This is a genomic window from Algoriphagus jejuensis (genome assembly GCF_039523455.1).
Classification (GTDB): domain Bacteria; phylum Bacteroidota; class Bacteroidia; order Cytophagales; family Cyclobacteriaceae; genus Algoriphagus; species Algoriphagus jejuensis.
In genome coordinates this window covers 128,396-145,193 of sequence record NZ_BAAAFI010000007.1, presented here as the reverse complement: position 1 = coordinate 145,193, position 16,798 = coordinate 128,396, and the positions used below count along the sequence as shown (strand labels likewise).

Here is a 16,798-nt window from a genome sequence, read left to right as displayed (position 1 = left end):
GGCCGTTTATAGGTTGTGATAGTGGATGATCGCAGTGCGGATTTCCTCGCGGTTGACTGGGATATTGTACGTACAATCGCCGATGGAAGTCAGCAGTGAAAACATCAAAGTGCTGCCTTCATTTTTTTTGTCCTGCAGACAAAGGTCAAGAATCGGATCAAGTTCATTTACTTCAAAATCCACCTTTCCGTAGATCTGAAGCATCGTTTTCGTCAGCTGATCCAATTCCTCATAGCTGAATCCTACTTTCTGAAAAGAGAGGAATCCTTCGCAGATCATCCCCAGCGCAATGGCTTCGCCGTGGAGCAGATGATTGGAGGTGTCGAGAAAGTAAGACTCGAACGCATGTCCGATGGTATGTCCGAAATTCAGGATTTTGCGCAGCCCGGCTTCTTTTGGGTCGGCTTCTACGACGGCTTTTTTGATGCCGACAGAGTGGTTGATCAGGCTTTCCCAATCTTGACTCTCCCAGTCTTTGATTTTTAGCTTCGAAAAATAGGCCGCATCCCTGATCAATCCATGCTTCAGAATTTCTGCGTAGCCAGATCGGAGTTCCGACTGCGGCAAAGTTGTTAGGAATTCCTGCGCGACGATGACAGTCTCGGGTTCGTTGAAGACTCCCAGGTGATTTTTCAGTCCCTGGAAATCGACGCCGAGTTTGCCGCCTACACTGGCATCGACCTGCGAAAGCAGGGTAGTGGGCATGTTGACGAATCGGACGCCTCTCTTGTATAGGCTGGCGCAAAAGCCCCCCATATCGGTGATCACTCCGCCGCCAAGATTGAGCATCAGAGCCTTACGGTCCAATGCCGCCGCGGTCATTTGACTCCAGATCTGGGAGCAGGTGTCGAGGTTTTTGTTGATTTCTCCCGCTGAGACACTGATGAAAATAGCATCCTGTGGCAGAATCGAGGAAATAATGGGGAGGCAATTGGATTGGGTATTGGAGTCGGTCAGGACTACCAACCTAGAAAAAGACAATTCGGCTAAAACGCTAGCGAGCGTCTGCCGGACTTCTGAGGCAAAAATGACAGGATCCAACGTGCAGCAAGATTTTGATACGAGGTGAAAGGTAAGGAAAGCAGTCGCCAAGCGGGACTGCCTTCCGAGATTTGAGAGCAGATTTATTTTTTGATGGCTTCGCCTTCACGCAGTTGTTTTTCCTGGCGTTTTACAGATTCTTCGTGAATCGTATAAAGCAATTCCTTCATGAATTTTTCACTCAGATGCTTGGCAACGCCCTTTTGGGTACGGCTTTCCATCACGTCTTTCCAGCGGTCAGACTGAAACACTGACAAATGGTGCTCACGCTTGTGCGCGCCGATTTGATCGATGATTGCGAATCTTTCCTGAAGAATATCCAGCAACTGGTCATCCATGTGATCTACCGCTCTGCGGAGATCCTGCAGTTTTTCGTCTGGTTTCATCATTTCCAGTGATTCCTTGAAGTCAATCGAGCTGATTATTTCCTTCAATCTCGCTGGAGTCACCTGCTGCTTGGCATCCGACCAAGCCTTATCGGGATCGTGGTGAGTCTCGATCATCAAGCCGTCCAGTCCGAAATTCATGGCGCTTTGAGCTACTTCGAGCAGACCGTCTCTTCTTCCTACAATATGAGAAGGGTCATTGATGACTTCCATTCCCGTCCACTCACGCTTCAGGTGAATCGGCATTGACCAGTTTGGCTTGTTTCTGAAACGCTTGTCGTACGCATCAGAGAACCCGCGGTGGATTGCCGCCAGTTTGTCGATGCCGACCGCATGCATTCTTTCCAGTGCTCCGATCCAAAGTTCCAGATCCGGATTCATCGGGTTTTTGATCATGACGGGGATATCGACGCCGCGAAGAACTTCAGCGATTTCCTGAACTGCGAAAGGATTGACGGTAGTTCGGGCGCCGATCCAAAGTACATCCACTTTATGCTTGAGTGCGAGTTCAGCATGGGAAGCGTTCCCAACTTCGACGGTGATTGGGATATTGAGGTTGTGACGGACGATTTCCATCCACTTCAGACCCTCTTCACCGACACCTTCAAAAGACCCCGGTCTGGTTCTCGGCTTCCAGACACCGGCTCTGAACAGCTGAGGAATCATGTTTTCTTCCTTCATTTCCTTGCAGATTTGTTCGATCTGTTCCGGAGTTTCGGCGGAGCAAGGCCCTGCGATGATCAGCGGGGTGGTCAATCCTAATCCCCAATCTTTGATTTGTTTGTGCGGCTTCATAGTTCTGAGCGTTTGAAATGAAAAAAGCCCGACTCTTTCGAATCGGGCTTTTGTGTGTTTATTTTCTTTTAGTTTTTGGCTAGGCAATACACAGCTCCGATTCGATTTTGGCTTCGAAAGTAAAAGTAAAAGAAGGTAAAATAGATCGCTGCTGTAAGTAACATGCCTCAAAAATAAACGGTGACTTTTTAAAAACAAAATTAATTTTTCGATCAACTTTTGATGAAATAGCAATGCTGAATCATTTTCCTTGATTTTTTTTCAATTTTCTTAAAAAATCAACCCGAAACAGAATAATGTTCTAAAATTATCTTGATATTATTTATAATATGCTGTTTGAAAAATTTTTAAATTCTTTCATTTTATGCTTTGATCAAATTGAAGAATGAAAATTGGTGGGGTCTCAATTTGGGGGGCGTCCCTGGTTTTCGACAATTAGCTATTTGTATCGGGTTTTGATGGTAGATGCTCGTTAAAGCTCTGTTTGTATTGTGTAGAAAAACGACTGGTATTCTGGACTTTTCTCAGTTCAAATGCCCCGCAAATCCCCTGTCCAAGTTGATTTTTTGATATCTTTGCGACCTTATTTGAGCGCTATGCCCGTTTTGCCCAATATTTCTTTCGAGAATTTAGAAGTAGCATTTGCTTCTAAAAGCACTGCAGAACTCAGGAAAATGTACCTGATTTTTGCCACACTCAACAGTAATCTGATTTCCGATTTGGGCATCGGCTTGGCCAATCTGGCTTTTAAACTCAAGCTTCCCGTCAAGGGAATCATGAAGCGGACGATGTTTGGGCATTTCTGTGGAGGAGAAACGATTGCCGAGAGCTTACATGCCTGCGCACATCTGGCTGATTTCGGAGTAGGTTCTATTCTCGATTTCTCGGTAGAGGGCAAGGGGGATGAAGCGTCTTTTGACAAAACATGTGAAGAGATCTACCACACATTGGTGGAATCTGCCAAGACCAGCTACATGCCGTTTGGGGTTTTCAAGGTGACAGGTTTGGGGGATTACCATATTATGGAGAAAATCCAGGCCGGGGAGAAGTTGACAGAGGCTGAGCAAGCGGCTTTTGAAAGAACGCGCGCACGGGTAGATAGACTTTGCAAAGCCGCTCATGACCTGGGATTGAAAATCCTGTCAGATGCAGAGGAAAGCTGGTTTCAGGATGTGATCGACGATCTCACGTATGAGGCCATGGAGAAATATAACCGCGAGCGCGGTGTAGTTTACAATACCTATCAGATGTACCGGCATGATTCTCTTAAGAGACTGAAAAAGGCGCATGCGGAGGCTTCGGATCGTGGTTATATCTTAGGGGCGAAGCCGGTGCGAGGTGCCTATATGGAAAAGGAACGGGAAAGAGCGCAGGAATTGGGATATACGGATCCGATCCAGCCTAATAAGGCCGCTACCGACCGGGACTATGATGCTGCGATCAACTATTGTGTAGAAAAATCGGTTTGGCTGGTGTGTGCGACTCACAATGAGAAAAGCACTCTCAAGCTCACCGAATTGATGAATTTACATGCGATTGACCCGAATTCTGAACGCATGTATTTCTCCCAACTCTATGGTATGAGTGACAACATTTCATTCAACCTAGCAAAAGCAGGATATAACGTCGCTAAATACATGCCCTATGGTCCGGTGGAAAAAGTAATGCCTTACCTGACCCGAAGAGCATCGGAAAACACCTCGATTGCTGGACAAAGCAGCAGAGAGTTTGAGTTGATCAAGCGGGAAATGAAAAGGAGGAAAGAGAGTAGGGAGTGATCAGTCTCCGTGGGCGGTATTCAGTGGCAGTCTCAGAAGGCAGTGGAACACCCTTCGACTCCGCTCAGGGTGACAATCCCTTCGACTCTGCTCTGGGCTACAATGGTGTCAGGCTGATCGGAGTCGAAGCCTTGGTTAGCAATGATCAATCGCAGGCAATAATAATAGAGTACCAAAAAATGATCTGATTGACTTTATGATTTACGACTTCGGTCTTCTGTCATCGGTCTTCCAGCTCGAATTAAAAAGAACTTCAAATTTCAATTAAATACAATGCAACTTTTGAGCGAACAGGAAATTGAACGCAGAAAAGACCGGGAAGAACTGATGGCCTTGGGGATCAATCCCTATCCGGCCGAGGCATTTCCGATCAATGTCACCGCGGAGGACATCCATAGAAACTACGAAAACAGAAAGACTGACTATAAAGACATCTCCATTGCGGGCCGGCTGATGAGTCGGCGAATTATGGGTTCAGCTTCTTTTGCAGAAATCCAGGATTCCACTGGGATCCTTCAGATCTACGTTCGTCGGGATGATATCTGTCCGGAGGAGGATAAGACGCTTTACAATACTGTTTTCAAAAAGCTCCTGGGTCTAGGCGATTTCGTCGGGGTGAAAGGCTATATTTTTACCACTCAGACAGGCGAAATTTCGCTCCATGTCACGGAAATAAAGATTCTTTCCAAATCAGTGAAGCCACTTCCAGTGGTAAAGCGGGACGAAGATGGAGTTGTTCATGATGGCTTTACCGACCCGGAACTCCGTTATCGTCAGCGTTATGTGGATCTCACGGTCAATCCGGAGGTGAAAAACACGTTCATCACCCGCTCGAAAATCATCTCCCAGATGCGTCGCTATTTCGACGATCACGGCTGGCTGGAAGTGGAAACGCCGATCCTTCAGGCTGTACACGGCGGAGCTGCAGCACGCCCTTTCAATACACATCACAATACGCTGGATATGCCACTTTTCCTCAGGATTGCCAATGAGCTATACCTGAAAAGATTGATCGTCGGCGGCTTTGATGGTGTGTATGAGTTTGGGAAGATGTTCCGAAACGAAGGAATGGACCGCACGCACAACCCCGAATTCACCTCCATGGAGATCTATGTGGCCTACAAGGATTACATCTGGATGATGGAGATGGTGGAGGATTTGTTGGAGAAAGTAACCGAAACGATCCATGGCAAGACCGTGGTTCAGGTAGGTGATCACGAGATTGATTTCGCAGGCCCTTACCGCAGACTTTCTATGTATGACTCCATCAAGGAATACACCGGAGTGGATGTGAGCAAGATGGGCGAGGATGAACTTCGGACCGTTTGCGCAGAAATGGGTATCGCCACCGATGGAACCATGGGAAAAGGTAAATTGGTTGATGAGATCTTCGGTGCCAAAGTTGAGGCTCACCTGATCCAGCCTACCTACATTACAGATTACCCGATAGAAATGACGCCTCTGGCGAAAAAACATAGAACCGAACCAGGTTTGGTGGAGCGCTTTGAGCTGTTCGTGAACGGAAAAGAAATTGCCAATGCATATACCGAGCTCAACGATCCGATCGATCAGCGGGAGCGATTTGAGGATCAGTTGAAGCTGGCAGCACGTGGTGATGATGAAGCCATGGTGATGGATGAGGACTTCCTCAGAGCACTCGAATACGGCATGCCGCCTACTTCAGGTTTGGGTATCGGCATCGATCGATTGACTATGATGTTGACCAATAAAACCACCATTCAGGAAGTGCTGTTCTTTCCTCAGATGAGGCCTGAGAAGAAAGCTGTAGATCTGACCGAGGAGGAAAAAGGAGTTTTGGAGCTATTGAAACTGCAATCACCCGTTGCCCTAGCTGATCTAAAGGCAAAAACTGGCTTAAGCGGTAAGCGTTGGGATGTGTGCATCAAAGGCCTCACTAGCAAAGGAGTCGCTAAAGTGACTAAGGTTGGAGATGCGATCAATGTTTCGTTGGTGGATTAACCTTCACACTATAAAAAGTAAGAAACCGGGCCGTGAGGCTCGGTTTTTTTTGTCAAAAAATCAAATACCAAGTCGGAAAGTCCTTTTTATTGTTGCGTATCTTATTTCAGTTTTTAGCCCTTCAAATCACAAGATGAATAACAGCCCCCGTAGAAAATTCTTCAAAAGACTCGGTTTAGGAGTCTTGTCTTTCTCCTTTCTCGGAAAAATCAGCCTGCCGGCTTGGGCTGGCGGTCTTCCCAAGACCAGCTCGGCAAAGCCTTTGTTTTTCACCACGGGATTCAAGTTGATGGAGGTCAGTTCGGACTCAGTGCTGGTATGGACGCGAGTGTGTGGACAGGAGGTTCCCAATCCGGTCAGGCATGAGCGAAGAGCGGAGGTCTTTAGACACCCCATCGATTTTGATGAAAATATGCCTGTATCGCAAATGGATGGGGGAGTACAAGGTGCCGAAGGGCTGGTGCGTGTGAGCTTGCGCAATGGAGATGAAACCCACACTTCGGAATGGGTGCAGGCATTGGGGGAAAATGACTTTACGGTAAGGTTGCCCTTCAAGGGCTTGAAGCCCGCTACCACGTATGAGGTGGAGCTATTGACAAAGGCGGACGAGAATGCTCCGGCGGGCCGGGCGCTGGGGAGTTTTGTGACTGCGCCGGCTCCAGACCAGGAGGTTCCGGTCTTATTCACCACATCTACCTGCCAATATTTTTGGAGCTTCGACGAGGATGTTCGCGGTTTTCATTCCTACGATAGTATGGCATCGATGCGGCCTGACTTTTTTATCCAAACTGGCGACTATGTCTATTATGACAAGCCGGGGCCGCTTGCGAAAAACATCGAGCAAGCCCGGCACAAATGGCACGCGATGGACGCCTGGCCCAGTTTGAAGGACTTGTTCAAAGATGTCCCCGTCTTCCTGATGAAGGATGACCATGATTTGCTCAAGGACGACTCCAATCCTGCCTCGACGCCTTATGGAGACCGGACCTTTGCGGATGGGATTAGCCTTTGGTACCAAAATGTACCGCTCGAAGACAAGCCCTACCGCAGCATTCGATGGGGTAAGGATCTGCAAATCTGGATGATGGAGGGAAGGGAGTTTCGCTCTCCGAACAATGCGCCCGATGGGCCGGATAAGACGATTTGGGGATCTGAGCAGCTGGCTTGGCTGAAACAGTCCCTGGAGTCCTCCGATGCAAGCTTCAAGATCCTCGTCTCAGCGACTCCAATCGTGGGCCCTGATCGTGATTCCAAGGTGGACAACCATGCCAACAAAGCCTACGAGCAGGAAGGGGAGATGCTTCGATCCTATTTGTCCGGAGTTCCCAATTTGTTTGTCGTAAACGGTGATAGGCATTGGCAATACGTATCCAAGGATCTGGAGACTGGCTTGATGGAGTTCTGTTCCGGCCCGATTAGCGACTGGCATGCCCAAGGCTGGGACGCCGACGATGTCAGGCCCGAGCATGAGTTTCTGCGACTGAAGGGTGGGTTCTTGAGTGTGGAGGTGAAAAGAGAGTCGTCGAAGCCACAGATCACCTTTACTCATCGGGATGTGATGGGAAGGGCGGTGCATGAAGAGCGCATAAATTGGAAAGCGTTGGGCTGAAAAAAAATAGGTCTTTTCGTTCTGGATATTTCTACGAGTGAAAAGAAGTTTGCGGATTTTTATTCCCTCGGCCAGACCCTCTTCTGGATAGTGGTATTTTCATCTATGATGCGAAAGGGGCCTGCAGATGGTCTTTTAGGACTTCTTTCGATTCCGAAGTAATCGAGGTTTATCTGTAGCGGGGAACCATCCGGGTTTTCAAATCGGGCTTTGGAGATCATGCTTGTGCCCAAGTTCGAAGTGCCTATCGGCATGGTTTTGGCGTCTTTAAATGTTTTCGCAGCCAGATTCGTGAGGAGCCACCAGCCATCGGGACGTTTTTCCAAGACCAGCTCAGGCTGCACGGAATCCAAAATCAAGGCATCTTTTTCAGCTCCGCTTGGAAGAGAGTTTCCCAGATATACATTCCCGGCGGCTTGGATGTTTTCGGCATCTTCTTGAAACATGGCAAGTCCTTTATCTCCAGAAAAAAGGTTGTTGTAAAACCTCTCGTCGTCCCCAATTACTTTGGAAAGCGCGATGATATCCGTGCTGTGCGGTTGATGGTAAGGTGTCTCCCGGACTTTTTCGGCTCGTCTTCTAATTTCTCCCGCAAAAAGGTTGTGGACATAGGCTCCGCCTCCGCTGGATTCGCGCAAGGCAAGTTCGGAAAGGAAAATGTTATTGTCCACCAGAAAGGGACCATGGTTTACCTCTACAAAGAGATCGAAAATGTTGTCGTGCATCAGATTTCCCGTGACCCGGGTGCCTTGACTCATCCAGTCGAGCCAGATGCCGTAGGTCCCCGTTTTGTAGATGTGGTTGTGGCTGATTTCCGTGTCAATGGGGCCATGCAGTTTGATCGCAGCCATTTCCAATCCTCCAAATGGCCAATTCAAATAGATGTCGTGGATTTCGTTTTCGGTTATCGTGGAGAACGCTCCCCCCATACTGCCTACGATTCCAGCTTGACCGCAGTGTAGGATGTGGTTTTTTCGGACGATATGGCTGCCGATGTTTTCTTTGGACCAGCCTTTTTGAAGGGCCCGGTCGATTGTTAGGGTGTAGCCATAGGCTGTTGCGGCTAGGTTGTCCCATTCGTCCCCGTGTTTGCCGAGAGTAAGGCCCACTGAGGTGCTATATTGGATGGTATTGTTTTCGATGACCCATCCTTTGGACCAATGGGTTCCGATCAGTCCGATCTGCTCCGCGGTAGGGGGAGCCCAGGGAGTGGCGGCATGTTCGAGTGTAAAGCCCCTGACAGTGATGTAGTTGATTCCCTCTTTCTCCGGATAGAAAACCGCCTGCCGAGCATTGACTTCGACTAACTCCTCATTGGGGTTTTTATCTCCAAAATTCGCCCAAATACTCGTTTCCTTTCCGTCTACGATAGCAAACCACCGGGGATTTTCCGAGCTCGAGGCCAAGACCTCCGCTTTCGTTTCGGCCTCCCTCAGCCAATGCCCGTTGAGATAAACTGCCCCGGTGTGATGTAGTCTTCCCTGGTGGTAAAACCAGTCTCCCCAAAGCGTATCTTCGAACGGATTGAAGTCTCCAAAAAATGAGTTGGGAAGAGTGACTGTCCAAACCCCATTTCCGGTGTGCTCCCAATCGGTGACCACTTCTGATCCTTTGATTTTTACATCTTCACCCACTGCTGCGCGAAAGGCTATTCGGCTACTGTCGGAGGTGCCGCCGCGGGGTGGGTTGATCCTTTCTCTATATATTCCTCCATGTACGATGATCTCATCACCGGGCATGGCTACTTCTGCGGCAGCTTGGATGGACAGAAAGGGTAATTCGAATGTTCCGGGATTGGCGTCGCTTCCAGTTTTGGCGACATGAAGTTCTTTGGCCAAAAGACTGATCGTGACCAATGTCGCCGAAAGCATTAAAATGATTTTGAGCATTTTTTGGGTAGGAGGGATGCTGTTCAGATGAGGAAATCGAATGTAATATTATTAGGGCAAATGGCCAAATAATGAATTTTTTCCATCAAATTGCTTGCTGATCGAAAGTGTTTTTCCAGATGATTGTGAATGGATTTGAAAGCCAGACCTGTGTTAGTCAAAAGGGAATCGAATAATGCTTTTTGGTTGGGATTTGACTGTTGCGAATCGATGTAAACGTATTGACCATGAACATGACCAAGCTTTCCTATTATCTCTTTTTAAGCATGACTTTGAATTGCTATGCATGTCTTTGGACTTGGGGTCAAACGCTAACTCAAAAACCCAATATCGTGGTGATTCTGGCAGATGATTTTGGGGTAGGAGATATCCAGGCTCTTTATCCCCAAAACAAGATTCCCACGCCCCATCTAGATCAGCTGGTGCGAGAAGGGATGACGTTCCAGGATGCCCACAGCAGCTCTGCCGTATGCACCCCGGCGCGGTATGGCTTTCTCACTGGCAGATACAATTGGCGGACCCCCTTGCAGGAGTGGGTGTTGGCCAGCTATGAGCCACCGCTGATTGAAGAAGGACGAAGCACCTTGCCAGAAATGCTTCGGGAAAGTGGCTATGCCACTGCCTGTATTGGGAAATGGCATTTGGGATGGAACTGGCCCGGCGAGCAGACCAGCCAAATGCTGGCAGAGGGAAATGGGTTGCGGAAGTTTCAATGGGACTACAGCAAGCCGATTTTGGGAGGGCCAACAGCGCATGGATTCGACTACTACTTTGGAACCGATGTGCCCAATTTCCCCCCTTTTACTTTTATTGAAAATGAAAGGATTTATATACAGCCGACTGTTCGATATCGAAAAGAGGAGTTTGAGGGGATGTTTTTGCCTCCGATATTTGACGATATGCCCATGGCGCCAAACTGGAAATTTGAGGAGATTTTACCAGAATTGACTCGTCGGGCGGTGGATTACATCCACGAACAGAGCAAAAGCGAAAAACCATTTTTCCTTTATTTCTCCATGACGTCTCCACATGAGCCGGTGGCTCCTTCTGATAGATTTAGAGGGAAAAGCGGCATCGCGCCAATTGCGGACTTCGTGATGGAGACCGATTGGTCGGTAGGAGAAGTGTTGAATGCAATCGAGGAAGCCGGAATATCAGAAAACACGTTGGTGCTGTTCACCGGAGACAATGGACATAATTACTACACCGATTTAGACAAGCTGTTGGAAGCTGGCCATTTCCCCAGTGGGCCTTATCGGGGTTTCAAGGGAGATATTTGGGAAGGCGGGCATCGCGTTCCTTTCGTCGTAAAGTGGGATAAAAAGGTGCAGGCCGGGGCTTCCAGTGATCAGTTGCTGTGCCAGACTGATGTGTATGCGACGCTTCAGGAGCTGATTCGGGGCGACTCCCCGAGCTCTGATGAAGCGGAAGATAGTTTTAGCTTTTTGCCGGTCTTGTTGGGTGAGAAGTCAGGCTCGCAGAGAAGTAGCTTGGTTAGCCATTCCGTACATGGAGAATTTTCGTTCCGAAATGAAGAAGGGTGGAAAATTGTTTACCTGCTGCCGGAGAAAAGCGTACAGCTGTCCAGAGGGAAAGCCGCGAAAGTTGAGCTGTATAACCTGAATGTAGACCCTTCGGAGACCAAGAATCTTTTGGAAGACCATCCTGAAATTGCAGCGAAGTTGGAACAGGAACTGCGCATTGTAGTGGAGCGAGGAACGAGCAGGAATGGGAGGGAACGGGCCAACGACGTAGAAGTTCGTTTTGATACCATACAGCACGCCCGATGGGCTCTCCAATAAGCTGGTTTTCGCAGGGCAGAGCCGGAGGTGAGTCCGGCTTCTCTGCTACCTCATTTTAGGGTTTCTGAGTTTCCGCATAGCCAAAGACCTTTTGAAGCAGGGGAGAAGTCCGCGCTCCCACACTTTCCCGGATCTTAAGCTCTTCCTTGGCGATTTCGATGAACAGTCCGTCGATTGCTTTGCCCGTCACATAAGCGGTGAGGTCGGTGTCGACTTTTTTCACAAAGGGTACCTTATTGTATCGAGTCATGACGTCGCTCCAATACTTGGTGGCATCGACTTTCTTCAAGCTGGTGTCGACAATGGGAGAGAATTTGGCCGAAAGAGAATCCGTCGTGGTGGATTTGAAATAGGTGGTAGCGGCATTTTGCTCCCCTAGCAGGATATTTTGCACATCTTTAAAACTCATCTGCTTGATCGCAGCGGTGAAGATAGGTTTTGCCTCCTGCGCAGCATCTTCTGCTGCACGGTTGACACTCGTGATTACCTGATCACACATCGAGCCTAAACCAAGACTTCTGAGTGTTTTTTCAACCTGTTGGGCTTCTTCAGGGAAGAATATTTTGACGTCCAGATTTTTCAGGTAGCCATCAGTGAGGGAAAGTCGGTCAGCGCTGATTCCTGTCCCTTTTTCCAAGGCTTCTTTGAGGCCCATGGTAATTTCGGAGGTGCTTGGGTTTCCGGTGATTTGACCTGCTTTTTCCAGCAGTTTATTGATTTGAGCCGTGGACTGGCAGGATTGAAGGGAAAGTGATAAAGTCAAAATGCAGCATAGGCCGAGCTTTTGAAATGAGGACATGAAGTTTTTTTTTAGGTGATCAGTAGGACAACGAAATAACTGTGCCATTTGATTTGAAACGGGCGGGTAATTGTGCGGTTCAAGTCATTCTCAATCAAAAACTTTTCATGTCAACCAGAAACCGATTTTTTTTAATAACTTGAATTATTGAAAGAAATGAGTGTTTTATTGTGAATAATTTAAAATACTAAAATTTATATTTTGAATATCTTAAAAAATTATCACTTTTTTTGAAAACATAGAAATCATGAATCTTAGGATGAATTCAGAATTTGGAACCCTCAAGGCGGTGCTGATGCATCGGCCGGGAAAGGAAATCGATCGGTTGACACCTTACAACAAAGAGTTCTTGCTTTTTGAGGATGTTCCGTATTTGGAGGCGCTTCAGCGGGAGCATGATATTTTTTCGAGCCTTATCAGAGATTCGACCGGCGCGCAGGTGTACCAATTGCGGGAGCTGTTGATCCGCGTCCTCTATGACAAGGAAATTATGCTCAGACTGCTGAGGGATTCGTTGAAAAGATCTGGCCTTTCCCACATTGCGGAGGATATTTTAGTGCGTTATTCTACGGCTGAATGTGCGGGTATCTTGACCGCAGGTCTGAAGATTCATGAGTTGAAGCGGAAGCTACCCAAGCTCAATGCCGGCGAGTTGTACGATTTTGCTTTTGCGATCCCGCCCTGCCCAAATCTTTACTTCCAGCGTGATCCGATGGCCTTGACGCCGGGCGGAATTATTTTTTCCTCCATGAAGATGGAAGGCAGACAGCGCGAGGCCGATTTACTTCGGATCATCTTCGAAAACCATCCTGACTTCAAAGATCACATCAATTCGATTTATCCGATTGAGGGGCATGACTCTCCTGCCAGTATAGAGGGAGGAGATGTGATTATCCTTTCCCATGAAGCGGTCGCGATCGGCAACTCTGAGCGGACGGAAGAGAAAGCGATTTATCATGCAGCAAAAGCACTGCTTGCAGAGGGCTCAGTCAAACGGGTCTATGAGGTTCACCTTCCTAAAAAACGTCAGTTCATGCACTTGGATACGGTGTTCACGGTCTTGGACGAAAACCTTGTGCTGACCTATCCCGATGCTTTGAATGCCGTCTTGCAGACCTCACTCTATACATTGAAGGATGCCAATGGCGACAAGGTCAATATCAAACGAGAGGTATTGAAAGAGTCGCTGCTGACCGTTTTGTCCCGTGAAATTCCCCATTTGGAGATCTTGAGTACAGGTGATGGCAACTCTGACTATGCTATGCGAGAGCAATGGTTTGACGGGGCAAACGTCCTTGCTATTGGGCCGAGACGGGTGATTTCCTACAACAGAAATATCCACACCAACCGGGCTCTTCGCAACATGGGGGTGGAGGTGCTGGAGATTCCTTCGTCCGAATTAAGTAGAGGTCTAGGTGGCCCCAGATGCATGACTATGCCGCTGAGCCGGGCAAGGGGTTGATTATCAGGAGGACTTTGTTGATTTTATCTTATATTGTTTAATCGCTTGTTGCCGAAAGACTTGCCCGACTGGGTGAGCAGGTTGTTTTTTGAATAGTGATTTTGGATCGAAAATGGGATATGCTGTATCAAGTCCTTCCGAGTTTTCCCGCAGCAGGATGCTTTTCCTCAAATGCTACGAAGAGCTGTCCAAGTTGGCGCATCAAAAGCTGAGGTATGAGTACCACGCGGCGACATTGGACACCTCTGCGCTCGTCCATGAAGCTTACCTGAAGATGGAGAGCTTCCCGGATGGATTTGAGGACAAAAACCATTTTATGGCTATTGCGGCCATCGTGATGCGCAGGTTTCTGGTGGATTACGCCCGGCAGAAATCGAGGTTAAAACGGGGAGGAGACCAGATTCAATTGACCTATGGTGCGGTAAATCAAGCAGTATATACTACTCCTGAGCAGGTTCTGCAATTGAACGAAGCCCTCAATCGACTCAAGTCGATGAACAACAGGCACTGTAGGGTAGTGGAGTTCCATTTTTTTGGGGGCTACAAGCATGCGGAAATAGCTGAAATGATGGAGGTGTCCATCGATACGGTCAGGCGAGACTGGAGATTGGCCAAAGCCTGGCTGAGCAAAGAACTGAAAAGCTGAGCGTATGAGACTTGGTGAGGCGAGGTGGAAGCAGCTGGAGCAACTCTTCCATGAATTGACGCAACTTTCGAAACCGGAGAAAGCCGAGCGCATGGAGCTTATGTCACGGGATGATCCCGAGATCGTTGGGCACTTGCAGTCACTCCTGGCCGCGGATGAGGAGTCCCATCCGATTTTTCAAAGGGAGCCCGGCGATGTCCTCCAAATCCTGGAAAATGACCATCAACTCCTTGGAAGCAGAATCGGCGCATTTCAACTACTTGAACTTATCGGGCAGGGAGCTATGGGCACTGTGTTCCGCGCCCAGCGGATCGACGGACAATTTGATCAGGCCGTGGCGATCAAGTTGATGAGGCCCTTGCTAATCCATCCGGCTTCCCGAAGTTTTTTTGAGCGGGAGCGGCAGATTCTTGCCAAGCTGAACCATCCCTTCATTGCCCGGCTGTACGATGGGGGATTTACCGAGGACGGACGCCCTTTTTTTACCATGGAGTGGGTTTCGGGTCAAAATCTCCTCGATCACTGCCGGGACAAGGGCTTGGGGCTGTTTGCCAGGCTGAGACTTTTTGGAGAGGTAGCTCAAGCTGTCCGCTACGCCCACCAGTCTCTCATTGCCCATCTGGATCTAAAGCCGCAGAACATCATCGTCAATGACGTCGGGCAGGTGAAGCTGCTGGACTTTGGGGTATCGCAAATGCTGGACGAACGTCCGCAGCAGGAAGGGAGTTTTACCCTAGCCTACGCCGCTCCCGAGCAGATTTTGAGGAATCAGCCCAACACAGCCGCGGATATCTATGCCTTGGGCGTGATCCTTTTCCAACTGCTCAGCAATCACCATCCTTTTCAGCCTCATCTGGAAGATCCCGGACGACTAAAAAATGCCGTTCTAGAGGGGGGAACATTACCTTTTAGGCTTTCGCCAGATTTTGAGAAAGTCCCATTCGCGGCAGATCTGGAGCTGATTTCCAAAAAAGCCATGGAGCCGGATCCCATGGATCGGTACGCTTCGGTGGATGAATTGATCCGTGATTTGAATGATTTTCGCAATGATTATCCTGTCGCTGCACACCCCAAATCCTGGGCCTATCGGTCCCAGAAGTACGTTCGCCGCAACAGAAACGTGGTGGCAGTGGTCAGTTCGGCCATCCTGTTATTTTTTGCAATGGGGGTTTTCTATACCTCTCAGCTTCGGGAGCAGCGCAATATCGCCCAGGCGGAGGCCAAGCGCGCCAACCAGATCACGGTTTTGATCACGGATGTCTTTTCTGCCGCAGATCCAAATATCGGAGGAGCGGATACGCTCACCGCCGTGCAGCTGCTGAATCAAGGCGTCGAAAACCTTTCCAAAAATCTCGGAGATGATCCGGCTCTGTATGCTGATATGCTTTCCCGCATCTCACCTATTTACCTCAGTCTGGGCCAGTATGAGAAAGGGATGGAGCTGGCCCAGGAATCCTATCGAATCAACTTGAAGCTGCCGAGTGCTTCCGTGGAGACGCTTTCCGCCAATGAGGTAAATCTTTCTTCTTCCTACTTTATGTTTGGGGACTTGGACTCGGCGGTATTTTTCTCCCAGAAAGCAGTGAACCGGCTGAAAAATATGGGAGAGGACGTCCGGGCTAGTCTCGTGGATGCTTTGCTCGAATATGGGAGCTGTCTGTATGACAGGGGAGATTTTGATCGCGCTGATTCGGCACTGAGTGCGGGGCTAATCCTCGCCAGAAAGGAGTATGAGCCTCCGCACCTGCAACTGGCGAGTCTGCTGCATATGAAAGGTGCGACGGCCCGAAAGATGGAGGATTGGGAAGATGCTGAGCGCTTTCTCTTGGAGGCTTTGGCGATGAAAAAGCAACTTTTCCAAGAACCTCATCTGGAGATCGCCTATTCCTACAATTACTTCGCGTCTCTCTATCAATCTCTGGGAGATTATGAAAAAGCCCTGGGCTACGTGCAGGAATCGCTGGAACAGCGGCGGGCGATCCTTGGGAAATACCATGTGGAAGTAGTAGCCAGCATGGGAAACCTTGGGAGGACTTACATCGGTTTGGGAAGGCCACTTGAAGCCGTTCCTCTTTATGAAGAAGGGATTGCGATCATCGATTCTATCTTGGGCAAGGAGCATTATTACTACGGTGCGCTGCACGGAAGCGTGGGCAATGCCTATTTTGACGCGGGAGAGTTTGAAAAAGCCCGGTCCGCCTATTTGGTGAGTCTGGAGAGTTTTGACCGACTGCTTCCTGCCGAAGACCCTCGGAGGGTCTCGCCCAGGGAAAAGCTGGGGCTGCTGGCGCAAAAAGAAGGACACTTCGAACTGGCCAAGCGTTATCTGGAGGAGGCCTTGGAAATCCGAGAAGCCCAATTGCCTGCTGGACATCAGGACATCGCCCAAAGCCAACAGGCTCTTGGGGAGTGCCTGCTCGCAATGGGAGATTATCCTACCGCCATAGAATTACTGAAGAAGGCTCGCTCCACCTCGGAGTCCGAGCCCATGCAAAACCCGGAGATGCTTGCCCAAGTAAATCAGAGCCTAGCCCTCGCTTACGAGAAGCTCGACGAACTGAAAGGAGTCTCGGGCGTCGGAGCAACAAGTGCCCCCAAGGATTAGGCGGAA

At 48.9% G+C, this 16,798-nt stretch carries 11 protein-coding genes; 7 read left to right on the top strand and 4 right to left on the bottom strand.

Going from position 1 to position 16,798, the window contains the following annotated elements; translation table 11 throughout:
- Positions 1–6 precede the first annotated feature (6 nt).
- Together aroB and ABD031_RS08500 are read right to left on the bottom strand one after the other, a co-directional pair.
- Entirely contained in the window at positions 7–1,041 is a 1,035-nt protein-coding gene (gene aroB, locus ABD031_RS08505; protein WP_343850330.1) for a 3-dehydroquinate synthase, read from the bottom strand.
- A gap of 83 nt (positions 1,042–1,124) precedes the next feature.
- Positions 1,125–2,222 carry a chorismate mutase gene (locus ABD031_RS08500; protein WP_343850328.1) on the bottom strand — a complete coding sequence of 366 codons (1,098 nt, stop codon included), beginning with the start codon at positions 2,220–2,222 and terminating at the stop codon, positions 1,125–1,127.
- Positions 2,223–2,818: 596 nt separating this feature from the next.
- Here ABD031_RS08500 and ABD031_RS08495 point away from each other — a divergent pair.
- The 3 genes from ABD031_RS08495 to ABD031_RS08485 all read left to right on the top strand — a co-directional run bounded on the left by ABD031_RS08495 (position 2,819) and on the right by ABD031_RS08485 (position 7,589).
- Positions 2,819–4,000: a proline dehydrogenase family protein gene (locus tag ABD031_RS08495; RefSeq protein ID WP_343850326.1), complete on the top strand. Its 1,182-nt coding sequence runs from the start codon at positions 2,819–2,821 to the stop codon at positions 3,998–4,000.
- A 273-nt stretch (positions 4,001–4,273) separates the two neighbouring features.
- Positions 4,274–5,980 carry a lysine--tRNA ligase gene (gene lysS / locus ABD031_RS08490; RefSeq protein WP_343850324.1) on the top strand — a complete coding sequence of 569 codons (1,707 nt, stop codon included), beginning with the start codon at positions 4,274–4,276 and terminating at the stop codon, positions 5,978–5,980.
- 133 nt (positions 5,981–6,113) lie between these two features.
- Entirely contained in the window at positions 6,114–7,589 is a 1,476-nt protein-coding gene (locus tag ABD031_RS08485; protein ID WP_343850322.1) for an alkaline phosphatase D family protein, read from the top strand.
- A 59-nt stretch (positions 7,590–7,648) separates the two neighbouring features.
- Here the strand turns inward: ABD031_RS08485 and ABD031_RS08480 are convergent, their stop codons facing one another.
- Positions 7,649–9,478: a right-handed parallel beta-helix repeat-containing protein gene (locus tag ABD031_RS08480; protein WP_343850320.1), complete on the bottom strand. Its 1,830-nt coding sequence runs from the start codon at positions 9,476–9,478 to the stop codon at positions 7,649–7,651.
- 227 nt (positions 9,479–9,705) lie between these two features.
- On the opposite strand from ABD031_RS08480, the gene ABD031_RS08475 reads away from it, so the two are divergent.
- On the top strand, positions 9,706–11,280 hold the full coding sequence (locus tag ABD031_RS08475) for a sulfatase family protein (protein WP_343850318.1): 1,575 nt from the start codon (positions 9,706–9,708) through the stop codon (positions 11,278–11,280).
- A 55-nt stretch (positions 11,281–11,335) separates the two neighbouring features.
- Here ABD031_RS08475 and ABD031_RS08470 read toward each other — a convergent pair whose 3' ends face one another.
- Positions 11,336–12,079 (bottom strand): DUF4197 domain-containing protein, encoded by a 744-nt coding sequence (locus ABD031_RS08470; protein WP_343850316.1) that lies wholly within the window; start codon positions 12,077–12,079, stop codon positions 11,336–11,338.
- 247 nt (positions 12,080–12,326) lie between these two features.
- Here ABD031_RS08470 and ABD031_RS08465 point away from each other — a divergent pair, with 247 nt between their 5' ends.
- From ABD031_RS08465 to ABD031_RS08455, 3 genes are all read left to right on the top strand, one after another.
- Positions 12,327–13,541 (top strand): arginine deiminase, encoded by a 1,215-nt coding sequence (locus ABD031_RS08465; protein WP_343850314.1) that lies wholly within the window; start codon positions 12,327–12,329, stop codon positions 13,539–13,541.
- A gap of 112 nt (positions 13,542–13,653) precedes the next feature.
- Positions 13,654–14,187, top strand: coding sequence for an ECF-type sigma factor (locus tag ABD031_RS08460; RefSeq protein ID WP_343850312.1), 534 nt, complete (start codon positions 13,654–13,656; stop codon positions 14,185–14,187).
- 4 nt (positions 14,188–14,191) lie between these two features.
- Positions 14,192–16,792: a tetratricopeptide repeat protein gene (locus tag ABD031_RS08455; protein WP_343850310.1), complete on the top strand. Its 2,601-nt coding sequence runs from the start codon at positions 14,192–14,194 to the stop codon at positions 16,790–16,792.
- The last annotated feature ends 6 nt before the right edge of the window (positions 16,793–16,798 follow it).